Here is a 20,871-nt window from a genome sequence, read left to right as displayed (position 1 = left end):
CGATGAGGTTGGGAAGTTACATACGCTCGCGCGTCCCGGAGCTTCTGGTCCTCGTGGCGCTCGAGCTACTCCTTGCGCTCCTGCTGCACATCTCCGGCATGGGCGCGGCCTTCGTCGCGCTCGTCTGCTCGATTGTGCTCGTCTCGGCGCTCGTCGCCGTCGCACTGGGGTTTGCCCGCGAGTGCGGCTTCTGGGACTCCCTCTCCGAGACCTGCTCCTCGCTTGACAACGCGCGCCTGCTGCCGGAGCTCATCGACAGGCCAGAGTTCCCCGAGGGCCAGGTGGCCTATGACGCGCTCGTCTCCGTGGCGAAGACCGCCAGCGACGAGGTCGCCGAGCAGCGTCGCTTCGTCGAGGAGTATCGCGCCTACGTCGAGACTTGGGTGCATGAGGCAAAGAGCCCGATTACGGCCGCGCGCCTGGCGCTCTCAAACCTCGAGGAGGACGCGGATGCGTGCGTGGGCTGCCCGCGCGAGGTCGAGCCCGTCGTCCCGCGCCTGCGCTCGGTCGAAGACGAGCTCGTCCGCGTCGAGCGCTACGTTGAGCAGGCGCTGTTCTACGCGCGCTCCGAGACGCTCGAGCGCGACTTCCTCGTCCGCTCCCACTCGCTTCGCGAGATGGTGGCCTCGGCCATCAAGGCCAACGCGAACCTGCTCATCGCCGCCGGCGTGACGCCGCGTCTGGGCGAGGGCCTCGACCTCAAGGTCTTCACGGACGACAAATGGCTCGTCTTCATGCTGGGGCAGCTCCTCCAGAACACGGCCCGCTACGTGCGCCCCGGTTGCGAGGGCTGGCCTCAGGTCTGGTTCGATGCGCGCCTCTTGGACGAGGGCCTCGCGAGCGAGCGCGTTGAACTGACCGTGCGGGATAACGGATGCGGCGTGAGCGCGGCGGACCTGCCACGCGTGCTCGAGCGCGGCTTCACGGGCGACAACGGCCGTACCCACAAGCAGTCGACGGGTCTGGGCCTTTGGCTCGTCGCGCGCCTCGCCCGGAAGATGGGCGTCTCGGTCGCGGTTGACTCGGCAGAGGACGAGTTCTTCTCCGTGACGCTTGCCTTCCCCGCTAACAAGATGCACTACTTCGAGGACTAGCGGCTGCGCGCTGTTGGCTCGGCCTGGCCGTCCGCATATTCGGGCGATGCCGCTCGAGGCTTGCCGGGCACCCGGCGCGCTCGCCCCGCCGCCCGCCGCCGCCCGCGGGCCCGAGCTCGGACAAAAAAAGAGGGCCGGCCACGTGGCCGACCCTCGGGTGCCAGGCAGTGTCCTGCTCGCCGCCTGCGCTACGCCGTGTAACGGGTGCGAACGGCGTCGTTCAGGATGCCGCGGCTCATGGCGTAGGTGACCAGGAAGTAGCCACCGTATGCCGCGAGGAAGATCGCGCAGGTGAAGCCCACCATGCCGCTGATGGTGAGACCTCCGAACACCCTGACGAGGTCGATGACGACCCTCAGCGCCACGAACGAGTGGGCGACGCCTACCGCGAGCGGGAACATGAAGAACACGGTTTGCTGCGCGAGCATGGAGTGGGCAATCTGTCGTCTGTCGCAGCCGAGCTCGGAGAGCACGCGATAGCTGCGGCTGGCGTCGGACACGCCCGAGAGCTGCTGAATGGCAAGGATTGCCGCACAGGCGATCACGAGCACGAAGCCGATGTAGATGGCGAGGTAGCTGACGGAACCCGCCAACGTGTTGATCGAGGCGAACATCTCGCCGCGGGTCACGCTGGGCCCGAAGAAGCCGAAGACGTCGCTGCCCGACCTGATCTCGCTGTAGGTGATGCGGCTAAGCGCCGACTGGTTTATGAACTCGTCGCCCTGGTCGATGCTGACGCCCCGCTTGTTGTAGTTGACGAGTAGGTTCGAGCTCTTGACCTGGAGGTGTGCGTCGTCGACGACGGCGTCGGGGACGATGATAGTGCCGGAGTTGGAGCCCACGGCGGAGTTCGCCAGGGCGCTGCTGCCGACGTCGACCTTCTGGGCCGCGGGCTTGAGCTCGTGGCCTCCCAGCTTGATGGTGAGGTCGGAGGCGAGGACCTTGTCGTAGAAGCTGGCGATGGCGTCGCCCATGTCACAGGTGATGAGGTAGCCGCACTCGCCGAGGTCCACCTGCGGCTTGCCGAGATAGGCGAGGAGCTGGTTGTACTGACTCTCCCTCATGACGTCGATTCCTAGGAGGTCAGCGTCCGAGTTGGTCATGCCGTCGGGAACCTCGGCTCCCGTCCTCTCGGCGAGGGCGCGAATGGTGAGCGGGTTCTCGCTGGCCGTGCTCTCGCGGCGCTCGACGCGGGTGACCTGCTCGCTTTCGAGCGGGAAGTAGCTGTCGAGCTGGACCGTGGAGTCGCAGACCGAGTCAAGGTCGACGCCACGTGCCTCGAGCTCGCTCGCGACGTCGAGCGGCTGGTCCGGCGCGACATAGCGCAGGGGGTTGAGGTTCTCGTCGGTGCCTTCGGAGGGGCTGTAGTTGTACCAGACGCTCTGGCTGAAGTCGACGGGGTTCATGCGCTCGATGCTGTTGGTCATGGCATTGACGATCGACATGCCGGTGGTGACGGACGTGATGGCGAGGAACAGGATCATCGAGATGATGGCCATCGAGAGCGAGACGGTGTTGACCTTGGCGGAGAGCTGGCGAAGCGTGAAGGCGTTGAGGCCGCGCCAATAGATGCCGCGCACGGTTTGGAGGAGCTTGAGCAAAAGCCCCGAGAGCCCAAAGAAGAACAGGACGGTTCCGAGGGTCACCATTCCCGTGGTGATCTCGAACTGGGTCATCGCGGCTTCGAGCTCTTCACTCCTGGCGGTGACGGGGAGGCCGTCATGCAGCAGGCGGGAGTAGGCCACTCCGATGAGCACGGCGCCAAGCAGGCACACCAGACCTGCGAGCAGCGGGTTGCGCGTTTTGACCGACTCGTTGCGGCGCCCCGACCCCATGAGGTCGACGAGGCATGACTTGCGCACCACGCGAAGGTTGAACACGAGCGTCACGAGGAAGATTACGGCGAGGCACTCGACGGTGATCGCGAGGGCGCTCGTGGAGAAGATGAACTTGAAGTTGGCGATCTGCGTTTTGAAGAGCGACGCGGTGAAGAAGACCATCAGCTGGGAGAGGCCAACGCCCAAGATGATGCCGAGGACAAGTGCCGCGGCTGACACGATGACCGTCTCGAGCGCCATGATGCGGGCGACCTGGCCGCGCGTCATACCCAGTACCTGGTAGAGGCCAAACTCCTTGTTGCGGCGCTTCATGATGAAGTTGTTGGCGTAGACCATGAGGAAGCCCATGATCGCGCCGAGGAACTTGGTGACGCCGTCGAGCAGGCTCCCGAGGACCTCGGCCACGCTGTCGACATCGACGCCAGCGAGGTCGACCTGCAGGCTGATGGTGTTGAACGCGTAGAAGACGGTCACGCCGAGCGTGAGCGTGAGCAGGTAGATGAGGTAGTCGCGCCGCGCGCGGGCGACGTTGCCCCAGGCGAGCTTACAGAGCATCGGAGCCCTCACCGCCCATCATCGCGACGACCTCCATGATGCGGTCGAAGAACTCGCGGCGAGGCGAGCTTCCGCGGCGGAGTTCGGTGAAGATCTTGCCGTCGCGGATGAACAGCACGCGCTCCGTGTAGCTTGCCGCGAAGCTGTCGTGGGTGACCATGAGGATCGTGGCGTCCCTCTCCTCGTTGAGCTGCTGGAGGCTCTCGAGCAGGAGGCGGGCGCTCTTGGAGTCGAGGGCGCCGGTGGGCTCGTCCGCCATGATGACGGCAGGCTTGGTGACGAGCGCGCGTGCCGCGGCGACGCGCTGTTGCTGGCCACCGGAGAGCTGGTAGGGATACTTGTCGAGGACGTCCGCGATGTTGAGGCGGCGGGCCATCTCCTCCACGCGGGCGAGCGTCTCGCCGGCGGAGACGCGGGAGATGGTGAGCGGCAGGGCGATGTTCTCGCGGGCAGTGAGGGTGTCGAGCAAGTTCGAGTCCTGGAAGACGAAGCCGAGCTGCTCGCGGCGGAAACGCGCGAGCTCGCCTGCGCGCATGGACGTGACGTCGACGCCGCGCACGAAGACGTGGCCGCTCGTGGCAGAGTCGATAGTCGAGACGCAGTTGAGCAGCGTCGACTTGCCGGAGCCCGAGGCGCCCATGATGGCTACGAACTCGCTCTCGTTCACGTCGAAGGAGACGTCCGCCAGGGCGCGGGTGGTCGCTCCACGGCCCCTCTTGCCGCGGTTCCCGTAGGTCTTCTCGAGGTGCTGGACGGAGAGGACCGAATTCGCAGGCGCCTGACGCACCGGTGACCCATCGAGAGGAATGTTGGAGTTGGGCTGATAGTGGTTGCCCATGGGTATCCTTTCTTTTACGCCCCATCGTCGGGGCGCAGCTGCATGACACCAGTATCGTTGCGCGACCGCCCCTGCGGAGCCATCGAATTGGCTTACAGTGTGGTTGCAAAAATGTAATGTTGGGCACCCGCGCCCGAGTGTGCGGGTGTGTGGGCGTCGTGCGCGCGGCGTCTCCGGATCCTGGCGCGAAGCGCCCGCAGAAAGGCGGTTCTTCATGGCAGATGGCAAGATTCCCGAGGAGTTCGAGGTTGGCGCTCCCGTCCTCGTGTGCCGCTGGCGAATTCAGGGTGGCGAGCTGCCTGCCATGAATCGCCACATGCGCGCGCTCGGTAAGCGCATGGTGCTGGGCAAACATCTCACTCCGCAGCTTCTGGGCTGGGTCAAGCAACACGTGGAGTGGACCCTCAAGGATGGCTCGTATGAGCATCCCAACGGCGTCCTCATGTTGATGATCGACGAGCTCGGCCGCGCCGCCATGGCGGTGGGGGAGTATGAGCCGCTCGCAGACACCTCGCTTTCGGCGCTTATCGAGCGCGCCAAGGCCTCTGAGCTCGAGGCGGGCGAGACCGACGTCGCCCCCGAGACGATCTGGGTGGCTCGCGGCGGTTCCCTCGTCTACGGCGCGGGCGTGGGCTCGATCTCCTCGGGCGCGGCGTCGCTCGTCCTCGACCTCGCAGCGACCCTCGGCATCCCGGTCGAGCGCGCGGACTCCCTCGCCGAGGACCTCGAGATGGGCGCTGCCTGCGACGAGGCCTTCCTCGTCTCGGACGAGCACGGCGTCGTGCCGGCGTCGGACGCCAAGGGCCCCATGGGCGAGCGCTTTGCCCAGAGCTGGGAGGCCTTGCTCGCCAAGACCGCCCGGGCTGCAAGGTAGGAAACGCCATCGCTTCCTGTGGCCCCTCTGCAGCAAAGCCGCAGGAAGCAAGCGTGAATACCGGAGAATAACGCCTTCGAGCGGACGTCGCGCTGCGACGCGTCGATGACCGCTCGGCAGATCGCTGGCATGCTTTCTTAAAAACCCGATTGAACCGGCCCAGAATGCGGGATAATCAAATGGCTATGAAATAGCCGCCTTTTGGCCGCCGGGGAAGTGGCCAGGGGGCGATTTCGCGTGGAGAGGCAACCGCCAGGGGGTGGTGGTGACCCACGTCACCTGCCGCCGCGCGACCTCGTCAGAAGGAGAGGATATGGCACGTAAGTTCAAGTCTATGGACGGCAACGAGGCTGCTGCTTGGGTCTCGTACGCCTACACCGAGGTGGCGGGCATCTACCCGATCACGCCGTCCAGCCCGATGGCCGACCACGTCGACCAGTGGGCCGCCCAGGGCATCAAGAACGTCTTTGGTACCCCGGTTAACGTCGTCGAGATGGAGTCTGAGGCTGGTGCCGCCGGTACCGTTCATGGCTCCCTTGGCGCTGGCGCTCTCACGACGACCTACACGGCGTCCCAGGGCCTGCTGCTCATGATCCCGAACATGTACAAGATCGCTGGCGAGGGCCTGCCGGGCGTGTTCCACGTCTCCGCCCGCTGCGTCGCTTCCCACGCGCTCAACATCTTCGGCGATCACTCTGACGTCATGGCCTGTCGCCAGACCGGCTTCGCCATGCTCGCCGAGGGCAACGTCCAGGAGGTCATGGACCTTTCGCCTGTTGCCCACCTCGCTGCCATCAAGGGCCGCGTGCCGTTCCTGAACTTCTTCGACGGCTTCCGCACCTCGCACGAGATCCAGAAGGTCGCCATGTGGGACTTCGACGACCTCAAGGACATGCTCGACATGGACGCCGTCCAGGCTTTCCGTGACCACGCCCTGAACCCCGAGCACCCGCATGCCCGCGGCTCCCACGAGAACGGCGATGTCTTCTTCCAGCATCGCGAGGCCTGCAACAAGGCCTATGACGAGCTGCCGGCCGTCGTCGAGGAGTACATGGGCAAGATCAATGCCAAGCTCGGCACTGATTACGGCCTGTTCAACTACTACGGCGCTCCCGATGCCGATCGCGTCGTCGTCTGCATGGGCTCCTTCTGCGACGTGCTCGAGGAGGTCATTGACTACCTCAACGCCCACGGCGAGAAGGTCGGCCTGGTGAAGGTCCGCCTGTTCCGTCCGTTCTCCATCAAGCACTTCGTTGACGTCCTCCCCGAGACCGTCAAGAAGATCGCCGTCATGGACCGCACGAAGGAGCCGGGCTCCATCGGCGAGCCGCTCTACCAGGACGTCGTCTCTGCCCTCTATGAGGCCGGCAAGACCGATATCCACGTTTCCGGCGGCCGTTACGGCCTCGGCAGCAAGGACACGCCGCCCGCGTCTGCCTTCGCCGTCTTCGAGGAGCTCAAGAAGGACGAGCCCAAGCGCGAGTTCACCATCGGCATCAACGACGATGTCACGCACCTCAGCCTCCCCGAGGACGAGGACGCGCCCAACACCGCTGACCCGAGCACCATCGAGTGCAAGTTCTGGGGTCTCGGCGGCGACGGCACCGTTGGCGCCAACAAGAACTCGATCAAGATCATCGGTGACCACACGGACAAGTACGTCCAGGCCTACTTCCAGTACGACTCCAAGAAGACCGGCGGCGTTACCGTCTCGCACCTGCGCTTCGGTGATTCCCCGATCCGCTCGCCGTACTACGTCACGAAGGCCGACTTCGTGGCCTGCCACAACCCGTCCTACATCATCAAGGGCTTCAAGATGGTCCGCGACGTCAAGCCGGGCGGCACGTTCCTCGTGAACTGCCAGTGGTCTGACGAGGAGTTCGCCGAGCACATGCCGGCCGTGGCTAAGCGCTACATCGCCAAGAACAACGTGAACGTCTACCTCATCGACGCCATCGACCTCGCCGCCAAGGTGGGCATGGGCAAGCGCACCAACACCGTGCTGCAGTCCGCGTTCTTCGCGCTGGCCAACGTCCTGCCGGCCGCTGACGCCCTCCAGTACATGAAGGACGCCGCCACCAAGTCCTACATGAAGAAGGGCCAGGCTATCGTCGACGCCAACCACAAGGCCATCGACGCCGGCGCCACCGCCTTCCACAAGTTCGAGGTTCCCGCTGACTGGGCCACTGCCGAGGACGCTCCCTCCACGCTCTCCATCGAGGGTCGCGCGGAGATCGTCGAGCAGGTCAAGAAGATCATGGACCCGATCAACCGCATGGACGGCGACTCGCTGCCCGTTTCCGCCTTCGAGAAGTACGTCGACGGCCAGTGGGAGCTCGGTGCCTCTCAGTACGAGAAGCGCGGCGTTGCCGTTATGGTTCCGCACTGGGATGAGACCAAGTGCATCCAGTGCAACCAGTGCGCCTATGTCTGCTCGCACGCCACGATTCGCCCGATCGCCCTCACGGCTGACGAGGCTGCCGCGGCTCCTGAGAACATGCGCATGATCGATGCCAAGGGCAAGGGCGTCGAGGGCCTGAAGTTCGCCATCGCCGTCTCCCCGCTCGACTGCATGGGCTGCTACAACTGCGTCCAGGTCTGCCCGAAGGACGCTCTCACCATGGTCCCGCAGGAGGACGAGCTCGATCAAGCTCCCGTCTGGGATTACGCCGTCAACAAGGTCACGGAGAAGAAGGAGCTCGTTGCCTCCAACGTCAAGGGCAGCCAGTTCGCCAAGCCGTACCTCGAGTTCTCCGGCTCCTGCGCCGGCTGCGCCGAGACCGCTTACGCGCGTCTCGTCACCCAGCTCTGCGGCGACCGCATGTTCATCTCCAACGCCACCGGCTGCTCTTCCATTTGGGGCAACCCGGCTGCCGTCTCGCCCTTCACCGTCAACGCTGAGGGTCACGGTCCGGCCTGGAACAACTCCCTGTTCGAGGACAACGCGGAGCACGGCCTCGGCCTCGCCGTTGGTTATGCCGCCGTCCAGAACAAGCTCGTCGCCGAGACTGAGGCTCTCCTCCAGGGCGACGCCTCTGACGAGCTGAAGGCCGCTGCTGCCGCTTGGCTCGAGAACCGCAACGACACCGAGGCCTCCAAGACCACGGCTGCTGCCTACATCGCCGAGCTCGAGAAGTGCGGCTGCGATGCTTCTAAGGCCATCCTGGCCGACAAGGCTTACCTCACCAAGAAGTCCTTCTGGATCTTCGGCGGCGACGGTTGGGCCTACGACATCGGCTTCGGCGGCCTCGACCACGTCCTGGCTTCCAACCACAACATCAACGTCTTCGTCTTCGACACCGAGGTCTACTCCAACACGGGTGGCCAGGCCTCCAAGGCCTCTAACCTCGGTCAGGTCGCGCAGTTCGCTGCCGCCGGCAAGGTGACCAAGAAGAAGTCCCTCGCCGAGATCGAGATGTCCTACGGCTACGTTTACGTCGCCCAGGTCGCCATGGGTGCCAACCCGGCCCAGACCCTCAAGGCCATCACCGAGGCCGAGGCCTACGACGGCCCGTCCCTTGTCATCGGCTACAGCCCGTGCGAGATGCACTCCATCAAGAAGGGCGGCATGATGAACTGCCAGTCCGAGATGAAGAAGGCTGTGGACTGCGGTTACTGGAACCTCTTCCGCTTCAACCCGGCCGCGCCGGAGGGCAAGAAGTTCTCGCTCGACTCCAAGGAGCCGGCGGGTGGCTACCAGGAGTTCCTGATGAACGAGGCTCGTTACGCTTCGCTCACCCGCTCGTTCCCCGAGCGCGCCAAGGAGCTCTTCGCCGAGAACGAGCAGGCCGCCATGGAGCGCTACGCTCATCTGCTCAAGCTCAAGGCCCTCTACAACGAGGCCTAAGCCACGAGCTAGGTTCGCGCGCCTGACATAGTTTGGGCTAGGGCCCGCTTCGGGAAACCGGGGCGGGCCTTTTTTGTGGGACAAGCGGCGCGTATTGCTTGCCGCGACCCTTCATCTGCCATTCGGCGAGCGGTTGCAAATGCTCCGTGAGGTAGAATGTCAGAAAGAGATGAAGGGGAGTTGGTATTCATGGACAAGTCTCTTACCTGCCTCGGGTGGGCTTGCGTCGTGCGCGACGTCATGACCCATGCTGCCGCTCCCCGTACTGGGTATCGCTGGTAGTGCCATTGAATCCCGCCGTCGTCATACCAACCTACTGGGCTACTGATCCCTCGCAGCCGGGAGTCTATGACCATGCCACGTCCATAGACGAGCCCCTGCCCGAGCTCGCGCGCTGTCTCGACTCGCTCGACGATGTTCGCGGCGTGATGAGGACGGTCATCCTCGTCGTTGCTCCGCCGAGTGCGCAGGCTGCGGCCCGCGCACGCATCAACGCCATCGTTCGTGACCACGAGGGCCTTTCGCCGTATGTCGTGGGTGCCCCTGAGGCCCGCCTCATTGCCGCCCACATCGAGAGCCTCTGCCCGGGTATCGGCGGTGAGCCGGTTTCGCTTCGCGGCTACGGTGCCATCCGTAATCTTGGCCTCGCTGTCTGCGCCATGCTCGGCCACGATGTCGCCGTCTTTATGGATGACGACGAAGTCGCCCTTTCCCCGGATTTCCTCGTGGATGCGGTCTTCGGTCTGGGCCACCTCACGCGTCAGGACCTGAAGATTCTTGCGAAGACCGGACACTTCGTGGATGCCGAGGGATCTCACCTCGCGGGCGGCGGCAAGCGTCGCTTCTGGGAGCGCTGGTGGTCGAAGCGCGAGGAGTTCAACGAGTGGATGTCCTCTGCGCTTGCGGGCACGCGCATCTGCCGCTCCAACTATGTCTGCGGCGGATGCCTTGCCATTCACGCGAGCGCCTTCTCCCAGGTGCCCTTCGATCCCTGGATCACACGTGGCGAGGACCTCGACTACCTCTTCAACCTGCGCCTTTCCGGCCTGGAGATGTGGTTTGACAACAAGTGGTACGTGCGCCACCTGCCGCCCGCGACGCCGGATGAGCCAAACCGCTTCCTCCAGGACATCTACCGCTGGCTGTATGAACGCGCCAAGCTCGCGTTCTGCTCGCAGAGGCAGGAGCTTCGCCAGGTCACGCCCGCGTCCCTCATGCCCTATCCCGGCCGCTGGATCTCGCCGGAGGTCGAGGGCAGGATCTCGAAGGCGACCCTCGCCCGCATCGTGGCGGGCCCGGGAAGGCGCCAGAGTTTTGCTATCTGGCACCGCGGCATCGGCGAGGCTCGCGCCTACGCCGGCGCGAACGCGCAGAACTATGCGCGCCTGCTGAGCTTCTGGCCAACCGCGATTGACGGGCTCTGGAACGACGAAGAGCTTGCCGTCAAGGTCGCGGAGATTCAGGCGAAGCGCCCAGAACCCGTCCCGCGTTGCGGTGGGAGAAAGAGCAAGGCGCGTACCGAGCACCAGGGCGAGCCGCGGCTTCAGAGCCAAGATGGGGCCCGAACGCAGGGCGAGAATCGGAAAGACACCACCACGAGTAGGGAAGGGGAGGCATGACGGCACACCGCTTGAACAAGGGGCTCGCTCGCTACGGGGACATTCGCAGCTCACAGGGCACCGAGCATATCCTGGGCCTTGCTTCTAGGACGCTCGATCTCATGCGAGCCGGCCTTACCCCGCAGGCTTGCAAGGCGGTCTGCAGCCTCCTTCTGCCTGAGACCACGGCCGTCGCCGTTGCCATGACGGACACGGAGCATGTGCTCGCCTACGAGGGCGCGCTTGCCGCGGACTTCCCTCCCGGCAGTCCCATTCACACGGCGGGCACGCTCGAGGTGCTCAAGACGGGCAAGCTCGGGATGTTCCAGTCGCGCAACGAGGATGACAACACGGAGTTGCCTCGCAACATGCGTGGCGGCATCGTCGTTCCGCTTAACGTGCAGGACCGCGTGTGCGGAACCATCAAGTTCTACTATCGCTCGCCTGCGGACATCAACCGTAGCCAGCTTGCGATCGCGCGTGGTTTTGGCCAGCTGCTCTCCACCCAGCTATCCACCCACGAGCTTGATCGTCAGGCTGAGCTCACGGCAAAGGCCGAGGTAAAGGCCCTACAGGCGCAGATCAACCCGCATTTTCTGTTCAACACCATCAACACCATCGCGGCATTTACGCGAACGGACCCGACGCGTGCCCGTAATCTCCTGCGCGAGTTCGCGGTCTTCTATCGTCAGACGCTCGAGAGCTCTGACCAGCTCATCCCGCTCGCTCGTGAGCTCGAGCAGACCAGGCGCTACCTACGCTTCGAGCACGCTCGCTTTGGCGAGGACCGCATCTCCGAGCACGAGCACGTTGGCTTCGGGTGCGGGGACGTGCTCGTCCCGGCCTTTATCGTCCAGCCGATCGTGGAGAACGCCGTTCGCCATGCCATGCGCGATGAGGGTGCCCTGAGCATTGACATCAGGGCAGAGATCGATGGGTCTGACGTCCTAATTGCCGTAACGGACGACGGCCTTGGAATGGATGAGGAAACGCTTGAAAAGCTGCGCTGCAGCGTCTCGACCGACCAGCCCTGTGGCTGCTCGGACGAGGAGAAGGGAACGGGCATCGCTCTGAGGAATGTTGCAGAGAGGCTCGAGAGGTTTTATGGTTTCGACTCGGGAATCGACATCATGTCGAAGCCCGGCGAGGGGACGTGCGTGACGCTGCGCCTCGCGCGCACCGCCGCCCACGACTGACGAGGAATGTGATTCTATGCTGCGTGCCATGATCGTTGACGACGAAGCCCCTGCTCGTTCCGAGCTCCGCTTCCTCCTCGAGGAGACCGGAAGGGTTGAGAACATCACCGAGGCTTCGAGCGCTCGTGACGCCGTCGAGAAGCTGATGGATAGCCGCCCGGACGTGCTGTTCCTGGACATCTCTATGCCCAAGACGAACGGCATGCAGCTCGCCGAGGCGCTCCATAAGCTCAAAAACCCGCCTGCGGTGGTGTTCGTCACTGCCTACAGCGAGTACGCCCTCGAGGCGTTTGACGTCGACGCCGTCGACTACCTGATGAAGCCTGTCGAGACGGATCGCCTCGAGCGAGCCCTCGACAAGGTTGAGGCTCGCGGCAAGCAAGCCGCCGCCCCGGCTGCTCCGGCCGAGCGCATTCCCGTCGAGAAGGGCGGCCGCAAGGTTCTCGTCCCCATCGACCAGATTCGCTATATCGAGGCGAAGGACGATTATTCCTGCATCTACACGGATTCCGATCGCTATCTTTCGGTTATCTCGCTCGCGCAGCTCGAGGCGAAGCTCTCCCCGCACGGATTCTTCCGCGTGCACCGTGGCTACATCGTCAATCTTCAGTACGTCGAGGACGTCGAGGTCGTGTCGAGTGGCGTGATGCAGCTTGGCATTGCTGGCGTTGAGGGCAAGAAGATTTCCGTCTCGCGCCGCCGCGTGGTGCAGCTCAAGCGCGCTCTGGGGCTCTAGCCCATGACATTGCGACGTATCGACGTTATCTCGGACACCCACGGCAGGCTCTCCCGCGAGCTGCTTGACGCGCTTGATGGCTGCGACCTCATCGTCCATGCCGGCGACATTACCTCGGAGGACGACTTCATTACGCTCAAGGCGCTTGCGCCCCTGCGGATGTGCCTGGGCAACAATGACTGGGCGGGCGAGTACGGGCCCGAGGTGAAGCGTCTCGTGCGCTTCGAATACGAGGGATTGCAGTTCAGCGTCACGCACTATCGCGAAAACCTTACGGGCGAGCACTGCGACGTGGGGGTTTGCGGCCACACCCACGTACCGGAGATCGTCGAGCGCGCGAACGGTTCCATCATCGTGAACCCGGGCAGCCCGACGTTCCCGAGGAGCATGGCGGGCCCGACGATCGCTCGCCTTATGGTGCAGGACAGCCACGTGGTTTCTTCGAATATCGTGGAGCTGAAGGTCCCCGAGAAGGACGGGCGCGGTAAGGGCCGCTTCTTCATGGGCTGGTAGCCTGGCCGTGGCGGGGCGAGCCTATGTCTGGGTCGTGACGGCGTGGCTGATGCTGTGAGCCAGGGCGAGCGCGGCGCTGACGTGGCCGGTGACGATTCGAGATATGGAACGCGAAGCGCCCGCGGAGCCGATGGGTTCCGCGGGCGCTTGGTATATCTTGCTGGTGGTGTCGGACGCGAGTGGTGGGCTGGAGCCCCGGTGTGTCCGGCGTGTCTGGGACCTGAGCTTGCCGGCGCTTGCTTACAGGTACTCGCGCAGCTCTGCGAGGATGCGGGCCTTGGGGGCGCTGCCGACCATCGTGTGAACCGCCTTGCCGCCCTTGAAGAGGATGAGCGTGGGGATGGACATGACCTGGAAGCGCATGGCGAGGTCCTGCTCGTCCTCGACGTTGCACTTATAGACGGCAAGTTCGCTGGGCATCTCGTTGGCAATTTCCTCGATGATGGGGGAGAGGGCACGGCAGGGTCCGCACCAAGACGCCCAGAAGTCGACGAGGACGGGCTTGTCAGAGCTGCTGATGATGTCATCGAACGTATCCTGGGTGATTGCCTTTGCAGCCATGGTGGCCCTCCTATGATCTTGTGGCGCGAGGCGCGGCTCACGCGATTGTTGACGACGGGGTTATACCCGGAAAATGGGCGCTAGAATCAAAGACCGGTTAAGTTGGCGGCGGAGGTCCCCATGGGTGTGAGTGACGAGTACGTGAACAAGGCGAAGGCCGAGCTCGGCGATCTCGCTGATGCCGGCGTGGTCATGTCTGGCAACGCCTTCTCTCCCGTGCTGCTCGTGAAGGGCGAGCCCGAGGAGTCTGGCGTCAAGCTTCTGGCTGGCCCGGATGGCGATGCCCTGCGCGCCGCCCTTGGCGCCCTCGGCTATGCGCCGGAGGAGTGGGCCGCGCTCTCCGTCCGCGATGCGGAGGGATTCCCCCTGGTGCCGGGAACGTTACGCCTTGCCATCGCCACGCTCGACCCCGCCACGGTCATTGCGCTGGACGATCCTGCCGCCTCCGCCATTTGCGAGGCTTTTGCCGATGAGCTCGTCGAGCTTGAGAGCCTCGAGGCGGCGACGCTCGCGCCCGGGTATGTGGTGCGCCTGCTGGGCATGCGCGTTCTTGCCCTCGGCGGTTTCGAGCAGAGCCTCGCGGACGCAAAGGCAAAGCAGGTCATGTGGGCTCGCCTGAAGCAGGTTCCGCCGCTGGGCGAGCCGTACTAGGCGCGGCGGGCCGTACCGGGTTGGGCAGCGGACCGGGCCGGGCGAGCCGCGCTGGCGTGGCGGGCCGGACACCGGATCGGGCCTGGCGCTGGCGGGGCGGCGCGCTCGCCCGGGTGGCGGGCAGGCCCTGCAGGCTAGCAGCTCGTAACAAACCGACAGACTTCGGTTTCTTCGCTTGCACGTTGCGCTACGCTTAAGCCTGCTGAGAATCGCCCCGGAGTGTCCGGGGCCTGCGGTCAAGGAGGACTTATGTCGAACATCCCCGCGCCCATTGACGCCACCGCCACCCCCGAGTGGGCGGCCCTTAAGGCGCACCATGACAAGCTCGTTGCCGATGGGTTCAACCTCAAGAGCGCCTTCGCGACGGATGCCGAGCGCGTCGAGAAGCTCACCTTTGAGACGAGCGACCTCCACTTCGACCTCTCCAAGAACCTCGTGACCGAGGAGACCCTGAAGCTGCTCGTCGACCTCGCCCGCGCCGTCAAGCTCGAGGAGCGTCGCAATGCCATGTACTGTGGCGAGCACATCAACACGACCGAGGATCGCGCCGTTCTCCACACCGCCCTTCGTCGTCCGAAGGAACAGATTGGCAAGTTCATCGTCGATGGCCAGGACACCGTGGCCGACGTCCACGAGGTCCTCGACCGCATGTACGCCTTTGCCGAGCGTGTCCGTTCCGGCGAGTGGAAGGGTGTTTCCGGCAAGGAGATCAAGCACGTCCTCGCTATCGGCATCGGCGGCTCTGACCTCGGCCCGGTTATGGTCTACGAGGCCCTCAAGCCCTATGCCGACTCCGGAATCGACTGCACCTTCGTCTCGAACATCGACCCGAACGACATGGCCGAGAAGACTCGCGGCCTCGACCCCGAGACCACGCTCGTGATTGTCGTCTCCAAGACCTTTACCACGCTCGAGACCCTTACTAACGCCCGCGAGGCGAAGGCCTGGATGCTCGACGCCCTTCGTGCCGCCGGCGCCATTGATGGTTCCGCCGAGAAGGACGCGGAGGCCATCCGCAAGCACTTCGTCGCCGTCTCCACCGCGCTTAACCTCGTCGAGCAGTTCGGCATCGACCCGGAGAACGCCTTTGGCTTCTGGAGCTGGGTTGGCGGCCGTTATTCCGTCGATTCCGCCGTGGGCCTCTCGCTCATCATCGCCTTTGGTCCGGAGCGCTTCCAGGAGTTCCTCGCCGGCTTCCATGACCTCGACGAGTACTTCAAGAACGTGCCGCTGGAGGAGAACGTCGTCGCCCTTCTCGGCCTCATCAATGTCTGGTACGTCAACTTCTATGGCGCCGAGAGCCACGCCGTGCTGCCCTACAACCAGTACCTGCATCGCTTCCCGGCCTATCTCCAGCAGCTCACGATGGAGTCGAATGGCAAGAGCGTGCGCTGGGACGGCACTCCGGTGACGAGCGCCACGGGCGAGATTTTCTGGGGCGAGCCGGGCACCAACGGTCAGCACGCCTTCTACCAGCTGATTCACCAGGGCACCCGCATGATTCCCGCGGACTTCATCGCCTTCGTGAACACGCCCAACCCGTTTACCGATGGCGGCCAGGACGTCCACGAGCTCTTCCTGGGCAACTTCCTCGCCCAGACCAAGGCCCTCGCCTTTGGTAAGACGGCCGACGAGGTCCGCGCCGAGGGCACGCCCGAGCAGATCGTGCCCGCTCGCGTCTTCACTGGTAACCGCCCGACCACTTCGATCTTTGGCGAGGCGCTCACGCCGCACGCGCTGGGCGAGCTCATCGCGCTGTACGAGCACATCACCTTCGTCGAGGGCACCGTCTGGGGCCTTGACTCCTACGACCAGTGGGGCGTCGAGCTTGGCAAGCAGCTCGCCAAGCAGATTACCCCGGCATTCCACGACGACGCCGCGCTCGCCGAGCAGGACGCGAGCACCCAGGCGCTCATCGCCTACTATCGCGCTCACCGCAAGTAGGGTTGCCGCGCGTGCGCAAGCTGTCGCGCGCTCGCGAGCTTGAACTGACAACAAAGCGGGCCACATCGTTTGGGTGTGGCCCGCTTTTTGCTGCGCCTTCGTAGGCGACTAGGGATTTGCAAAGATGCATGCTTAGACGGGCCAAGCATGCCGAAAGTGTGAGTTACTTTGAGGGCGTAACGAGCTGGATCAGGTCGCGGTGACGCTGTTCGCTGAGGGCGCGCTTGGGCACGATGAGGTAGCGCGGGCCCACGAACTCGACCACGCTGACCTCGCGGCCGAGGTACAGCTTATGAACGGTCGAGAGCGGAAGCTCCTCGGCCTCTTTGCCGGGGACATTGGCGACGAGGTGGTCGGGGTAGACCTCGACCTTGACGCGGCGGCTCTCCTTGGGGAGCCCGGTGATGTCGAGGCCAGCCTTCTTGAGGCGCCTGAGGTGGAACTCGTTCCAGTGGTCGGAGACGAACCAGAGGACAACCTCGACGCAGACGAGCGAGGCGAGGAGGAGCGTTACCTGCCTTCCGTTGGGTGACATCGCGATGAAGACAATCACGATGAGCAGAAGGACGCTCGCGATGTTCGACGGGTTGCGGAGGCGATTGCCCATCATGGCGAGAGAGGCATCCTCGAGGAGGGTGTGGTTCACGTCATAGCTGAACGAGAAAAGGTGGTTGTCCGGGGACTGCTTTGAGGTGCTCTTCTTTGCCATGATGACTCCCGTGCCTGCCGACCCTGCGGTCCGGCGTTTGATTAGTAGATTCCGCGCTCGCGGCCCTGACGGTCGCCCACGCGACGACGCGGCTTGCCGGTCGGCTTGGTCGCGTGCTTCGAGGCGGGCTTGCCGGACTTCGAGGTTCCGCCGGCGGCCTTCTGACGCCTCGCGGCGTCGCCCTGGCGCTGGCTCGACCCCTTGCGAACACCGCTCGGAGCCTGGGCGCGAACGCCGGAACCCTTGCCCTTGCGCCTGCGCTTCTTGCCGCTGGCCTCGGCTTCGAGCTCGGCAATCTCGCCACGGCTGAGGAGAGCGCCGGTCGCGTCGATCTTGCGCCTGCCGCGAGGGGTGCTCTCTCGGGGGTCGCGGTCCGTCTGGGCGTCACGGCCAGCGCGCTCTTTGCGGTCGCCCGTCTCGTGATCCTTACGGCCCTCACGCTTGCGGCCCTCGCCGCCGCGTCCAGACCTGCCCTTGCCGCCGCGCTTCCTGCGCTTCTTGCCGGCGCCGCGCGCGGGGGCGTCCGCGGTGCGGTTGGGATCGAGCTCGGGGAGTTCCTCGCCCAGCTCGAGTTCGACCTTTGCCTCGTAGGGAGGGACGACCTGGCCCATGAGGCGCTCGATATCAAAGAGGTCCTCGGCGTCGTTGACGGTCACGAAAGTGAGTGCCCAGCCCGTCTCGCCGGCACGGCCCGTGCGGCCAATGCGGTGGATGTAGTCCTCGGGATCCTCCGGGACGTCGAAGTTGACGACGTATCGAACGTCGGAGACGTCGATGCCACGAGCGAGGACGTCCGTGGCGACGAGGATGTCGACCTTGCCGTCGCGGAAGTCGCGAAGTGCGCGCTCGCGCTGGTTCTGGCTGCGGTCTCCGTGGATGGGCGCGCAGGCGATGCCGGCGCGGCGCAGGCGACGGCAGCAGGCGTCCGCGCGGTGCTTGGTGCGGGTGAAGACGATCACGCGGTCCGTGCCCTCGCTCTTGAGGACCTTGGTGAGCAGGCCGTTCTTCTCGTCAAGGGAGACGGGGAGAACGTACTGGTCGATCGTCTCGGCGACAGTGCCCTTGTGGGCGATCTCGACGGTGGCGGGGTCATGTACGAGGTCGCGAATGCCGCCGATGGCGTTCTCGTCGAGCGTGGCGGAGAAGAGCAGCGTCTGACGCGTGGAGGGCGTCTCGGACACGATCTTGCGCATCTGGGGCAGGAAGCCCATGTCGAGCATGCGGTCCGCCTCGTCGAGGACAAGTACCTCGACCTCGTCAAGATGAGCCTCGCCCTGCTCGATGAGGTCGACGAGGCGACCAGGCGTGGCGACGAGGATGTCGCAGCCGCGGCGAAGGGCCTGCTTCTGCGGCTCGTAGCCAACGCCACCCACGATGGTGACGCTGCGGTGATGCGTGTATGCCTCGACGGTGGTGCAGACGTCGGCGATTTGCTGGGCGAGCTCGCGGGTGGGGGTCACGACGAGCATGGCGGGGCCATGATGGCGCGCGACGTGGGTGAGACGGCTCATGGAGGGAAGGACGAAGGCCGCGGTCTTGCCGGTGCCCGTCTGGGCGGCAGCAAGCAGGTCGCGCCCCTCAAGAACATAGGGGATGGCGCGCGCTTGGACGGGCGTGGGCTCCGTGTAGCCAAGGGCGTCGACAGCGGCGAGGACCGGCTCGGAAAGGCCGAGGCCGGAGAAGGCGACGACGTCGCCCGGGGTGGTGCTCTGGGTCATGTAGTTCGTTCCTATCTGTGGGGAGGGCTTGGGGCGGAGGTTCGCCCCGGCTCCTCGTCTGCGGCTAGGCGGGCGGCGGGTTGCTACGCTCGCGGCCGTTGGTATACCGATTATCGATTAGACGAGAACACTGTAGCGGAAGTATGCTTATCGCGCAGCTCAAAGGGGTTACGCTTATGTGCTAACGAGGGATTTCGCGGACAAATTCGCAATTCGAACGCAACCGAGCCGGAGGGATGCGCGATGGGGGAGCCGTCGGACGGCGCCTGGTGGCAGCATGACGAGCCTGACGTAAACGAGCGTCGGGCGTCCTATCCGCATGCCGATGCGCAGCCCGCGCGCCGGGGCCCTGCGCGCGAGTCCTCCTCGGGAGGCTATGGCGCGCGTCCTTCGCGCCCGCGCAAGGACGGTCGCCGCATCGATCCCGCCGAGGGTAGAAGCGCTGCGGCATCGCTTCCCAACGCGCGCCGCCGCTCCGTTTCCGGCGAGCGTCCGGGGGAGCGCGGGGGCTACCACCGCTCGGGCCCTGCTCATCGCAGCGAATATGGTTCGGCTGAGTACTCGTCCTACGGTCGCTCGGCAATCCCTGATGACCGCGCTCCGCGTCCTCGCAGGCGTCCGCAGCAGCAGCGCCCCTTGGGTTGGAGCACGGAGAACGTCCCCCAGATGCACAAGACCATCGCGAGCAATGGTGGCTGGGGCTTTAAGTCCCTCAAGCCCAGGCGGTCGGTGGGGCCGAAGTGGGGCTTCATCGCGGCGGGCGTTCTTGCCGTCGTCCTTCTCGTCCTTATCGTGCGTGGTATTTCCGGATGCGTCGCCGGCCTGGTCAGGCCTCAGGAGGAGCCTGAGCCCGCGGCTGCGACCACTTCCGTCGCGGCAACGACCGAGCCCGCCTCCGCAGACCCGACGGCTCCCGCGACCAAGGTGCTCGACGCTGGGCGCAGGACCGCAAGCGGCGAGGGGCGCATGAGCTTCTCTGCCGTGGGTGACAACCTCATCAACGAGAACCTCCTCAAACTCGCGGATTCCTGGGCGGGTTCCACCGGTGACGGCGAGTATGACTTCACGCCCTTCTACCGCGAGGTGAAGCCGTTCATCCAAGACCAGTGCGATGTCTCCTTCGTGAACCAGGAGACGACGCTCGGTGGCACGGACCGCTTCGATTACATGGGCTATCCCAGCTACAACACGCCGGACTCCATGGCAGACGCCGTGGCTGACACCGGCTGGCGAATCGTCGCGACCAACTCGAACCACACCTATGACACTTGGACACCCTCGATCGAGCATGCCCAGGAGGTCTGGAACAGCAAGTCGGGCCTCGTCACCATCGGCAGCTATGCGAGCGAGGAGGACCGCGCGACGGTTCGCGTCGTGGAGTGCAACGGCATCAAAGTTGCCGCGCTCTCGTATAGCTATGGCCAGAATGGTTACGAGCAGAGCGATCTCCCCAATGACTACTATGCCGTTCCCTACGACGCAGATAGGCTCAAGGAGGAGGTTGCTCAGGCGCGCAAGGTGGCGGACGTCGTCCTCGTCTACATGCACTGGGGCGCGGAGTACAAGAACGAGCCGAGCGACGAGCAGCGCGAGATGGCGCAGGTGTGCGCCGACGCCGGCGTTGACGTGGTGATTGGCAGCCATGTTCACGTGATTCAGCCGGTCGAGTGGGTGAGCCGCTCGGGTGGCGGCAAGATGCTCTGCGCCTACGGGCTGGGAGACTTCCTCGCCGGCTATGGCGGCAACCCGGATTGCATCATGAGCGGCATGATCACCTTCGACTTCGTCCGCACGGACGAGGCGGGGGACAACGTCGGCCCGGGCGGTATCGCCGTCGAGAATGTCGTGTGGCACCCGCTTGTCGAGCACATGGTGGGCGATACTGACGTGGTTCGCTTCGTGAAGGGCTACTCGGACGAGGACGCCCGCGCGAACGAGCTCCTTTCGACCCTCGATGACCCGCATTCCTGGCTCATAGACCAGACGCGCGAGGTCATTGGCGATGACGTCACGATCGACGTGTAGCGCGCTCGATAGCGGGACCGTCGCGTGCGACGTCCGCGGATGCCGTGGGCGCCTGGCGATGCCGCATGGCGCCTGGCGATGCCACGGCTGCGATTTGGCGTGGTTGGCGGCCAAGCGTGCCGTCGCGCCAGCAAGGCAAAAACCAATCTCCTCCCGTTATCGAAGCGCAACGTT

Annotated in this window: 15 protein-coding genes; 10 read left to right on the top strand and 5 right to left on the bottom strand. The window is 64.8% G+C overall.

What is annotated here, in order from left to right; genetic code table 11:
• Positions 1 to 2 precede the first annotated feature (2 nt).
• Complete coding sequence (locus tag ABCN07_RS02915) at positions 3 to 1,094, top strand: sensor histidine kinase (protein ID WP_343005300.1); 1,092 nt, start codon at positions 3 to 5, stop codon at positions 1,092 to 1,094.
• Positions 1,095 to 1,282: 188 nt separating this feature from the next.
• Here the strand turns inward: ABCN07_RS02915 and ABCN07_RS02910 are convergent, their stop codons facing one another.
• Positions 1,283 to 3,487, bottom strand: a complete 2,205-nt coding sequence (locus tag ABCN07_RS02910) for an ABC transporter permease (RefSeq protein ID WP_343005299.1) — start codon at positions 3,485 to 3,487, stop codon at positions 1,283 to 1,285.
• Positions 3,477 to 4,325, bottom strand: coding sequence for an ABC transporter ATP-binding protein (locus ABCN07_RS02905; protein ID WP_343005298.1), 849 nt, complete (start codon positions 4,323 to 4,325; stop codon positions 3,477 to 3,479). Before ABCN07_RS02905 ends, ABCN07_RS02910 begins: the two co-directional genes overlap by 11 nt.
• A gap of 214 nt (positions 4,326 to 4,539) precedes the next feature.
• Between ABCN07_RS02905 and ABCN07_RS02900 the strand changes: the two genes are divergently transcribed.
• The 6 genes from ABCN07_RS02900 to ABCN07_RS02875 all read left to right on the top strand — a co-directional run bounded on the left by ABCN07_RS02900 (position 4,540) and on the right by ABCN07_RS02875 (position 13,089).
• Entirely contained in the window at positions 4,540 to 5,199 is a 660-nt protein-coding gene (locus tag ABCN07_RS02900) for a hypothetical protein (RefSeq protein ID WP_343005297.1), read from the top strand.
• A gap of 313 nt (positions 5,200 to 5,512) precedes the next feature.
• On the top strand, positions 5,513 to 9,046 hold the full coding sequence (nifJ, locus tag ABCN07_RS02895; protein WP_343005296.1) for a pyruvate:ferredoxin (flavodoxin) oxidoreductase: 3,534 nt from the start codon (positions 5,513 to 5,515) through the stop codon (positions 9,044 to 9,046).
• Between the two features lie 281 nt (positions 9,047 to 9,327).
• Complete coding sequence (locus ABCN07_RS02890) at positions 9,328 to 10,665, top strand: glycosyltransferase (RefSeq protein WP_343005295.1); 1,338 nt, start codon at positions 9,328 to 9,330, stop codon at positions 10,663 to 10,665.
• Complete coding sequence (locus ABCN07_RS02885; protein WP_320678543.1) at positions 10,662 to 11,840, top strand: histidine kinase; 1,179 nt, start codon at positions 10,662 to 10,664, stop codon at positions 11,838 to 11,840. Before ABCN07_RS02890 ends, ABCN07_RS02885 begins: the two co-directional genes overlap by 4 nt.
• 16 nt (positions 11,841 to 11,856) lie before the next feature.
• Complete coding sequence (locus ABCN07_RS02880; protein WP_293815853.1) at positions 11,857 to 12,576, top strand: LytTR family DNA-binding domain-containing protein; 720 nt, start codon at positions 11,857 to 11,859, stop codon at positions 12,574 to 12,576.
• Positions 12,577 to 12,579: 3 nt separating this feature from the next.
• Complete coding sequence (locus ABCN07_RS02875) at positions 12,580 to 13,089, top strand: YfcE family phosphodiesterase (RefSeq protein ID WP_343005294.1); 510 nt, start codon at positions 12,580 to 12,582, stop codon at positions 13,087 to 13,089.
• Between the two features lie 240 nt (positions 13,090 to 13,329).
• On the opposite strand, the gene trxA is transcribed toward ABCN07_RS02875, so the two are convergent.
• Positions 13,330 to 13,650 (bottom strand): thioredoxin, encoded by a 321-nt coding sequence (gene trxA, locus ABCN07_RS02870; RefSeq protein ID WP_320678547.1) that lies wholly within the window; start codon positions 13,648 to 13,650, stop codon positions 13,330 to 13,332.
• Between the two features lie 120 nt (positions 13,651 to 13,770).
• Here trxA and ABCN07_RS02865 point away from each other — a divergent pair, with 120 nt between their 5' ends.
• The gene (locus tag ABCN07_RS02865; protein ID WP_343005293.1) at positions 13,771 to 14,301 is read left to right on the top strand and encodes a hypothetical protein; all 531 of its coding nucleotides are present in this window, start codon (positions 13,771 to 13,773) and stop codon (positions 14,299 to 14,301) included.
• A 249-nt stretch (positions 14,302 to 14,550) separates the two neighbouring features.
• Entirely contained in the window at positions 14,551 to 16,245 is a 1,695-nt protein-coding gene (pgi, locus tag ABCN07_RS02860) for a glucose-6-phosphate isomerase (protein WP_343005292.1), read from the top strand.
• A 163-nt stretch (positions 16,246 to 16,408) separates the two neighbouring features.
• Here pgi and ABCN07_RS02855 read toward each other — a convergent pair whose 3' ends face one another.
• Both ABCN07_RS02855 and ABCN07_RS02850 read right to left on the bottom strand, forming a co-directional pair.
• Positions 16,409 to 16,954: a hypothetical protein gene (locus ABCN07_RS02855; protein WP_343005291.1), complete on the bottom strand. Its 546-nt coding sequence runs from the start codon at positions 16,952 to 16,954 to the stop codon at positions 16,409 to 16,411.
• 41 nt (positions 16,955 to 16,995) lie between these two features.
• Positions 16,996 to 18,672 carry a DEAD/DEAH box helicase gene (locus ABCN07_RS02850; RefSeq protein ID WP_343005290.1) on the bottom strand — a complete coding sequence of 559 codons (1,677 nt, stop codon included), beginning with the start codon at positions 18,670 to 18,672 and terminating at the stop codon, positions 16,996 to 16,998.
• Between the two features lie 243 nt (positions 18,673 to 18,915).
• Between ABCN07_RS02850 and ABCN07_RS02845 the strand changes: the two genes are divergently transcribed.
• Entirely contained in the window at positions 18,916 to 20,697 is a 1,782-nt protein-coding gene (locus ABCN07_RS02845; protein WP_343005289.1) for a CapA family protein, read from the top strand.
• The last annotated feature ends 174 nt before the right edge of the window (positions 20,698 to 20,871 follow it).

Origin of the sequence: Collinsella sp. 1033st1_E11_1033SCRN_220408 (genome assembly GCF_039062465.1) — a bacterium.
GTDB lineage: Bacteria > Actinomycetota > Coriobacteriia > Coriobacteriales > Atopobiaceae > Parolsenella.
This window is presented reverse-complemented; position numbering and strand designations above follow the sequence as displayed.

Coding starts and splice junctions, on each gene's coding strand:
- pgi (WP_343005292.1), top strand. CDS start 14,551: ATGTCGAACATCCCCGCGCCCATTGACGCCACCGCCACCCCCGAGTGG.
- ABCN07_RS02865 (WP_343005293.1), top strand. CDS start 13,771: ATGGGTGTGAGTGACGAGTACGTGAACAAGGCGAAGGCCGAGCTCGGC.
- ABCN07_RS02875 (WP_343005294.1), top strand. CDS start 12,580: ATGACATTGCGACGTATCGACGTTATCTCGGACACCCACGGCAGGCTC.
- ABCN07_RS02910 (WP_343005299.1), bottom strand. CDS start 3,487: ATGCTCTGTAAGCTCGCCTGGGGCAACGTCGCCCGCGCGCGGCGCGAC.
- trxA (WP_320678547.1), bottom strand. CDS start 13,650: ATGGCTGCAAAGGCAATCACCCAGGATACGTTCGATGACATCATCAGC.
- ABCN07_RS02915 (WP_343005300.1), top strand. CDS start 3: ATGAGGTTGGGAAGTTACATACGCTCGCGCGTCCCGGAGCTTCTGGTC.
- ABCN07_RS02885 (WP_320678543.1), top strand. CDS start 10,662: ATGACGGCACACCGCTTGAACAAGGGGCTCGCTCGCTACGGGGACATT.
- ABCN07_RS02880 (WP_293815853.1), top strand. CDS start 11,857: ATGCTGCGTGCCATGATCGTTGACGACGAAGCCCCTGCTCGTTCCGAG.
- ABCN07_RS02845 (WP_343005289.1), top strand. CDS start 18,916: ATGGGGGAGCCGTCGGACGGCGCCTGGTGGCAGCATGACGAGCCTGAC.
- nifJ (WP_343005296.1), top strand. CDS start 5,513: ATGGCACGTAAGTTCAAGTCTATGGACGGCAACGAGGCTGCTGCTTGG.
- ABCN07_RS02905 (WP_343005298.1), bottom strand. CDS start 4,325: ATGGGCAACCACTATCAGCCCAACTCCAACATTCCTCTCGATGGGTCA.
- ABCN07_RS02850 (WP_343005290.1), bottom strand. CDS start 18,672: ATGACCCAGAGCACCACCCCGGGCGACGTCGTCGCCTTCTCCGGCCTC.
- ABCN07_RS02900 (WP_343005297.1), top strand. CDS start 4,540: ATGGCAGATGGCAAGATTCCCGAGGAGTTCGAGGTTGGCGCTCCCGTC.
- ABCN07_RS02855 (WP_343005291.1), bottom strand. CDS start 16,954: ATGGCAAAGAAGAGCACCTCAAAGCAGTCCCCGGACAACCACCTTTTC.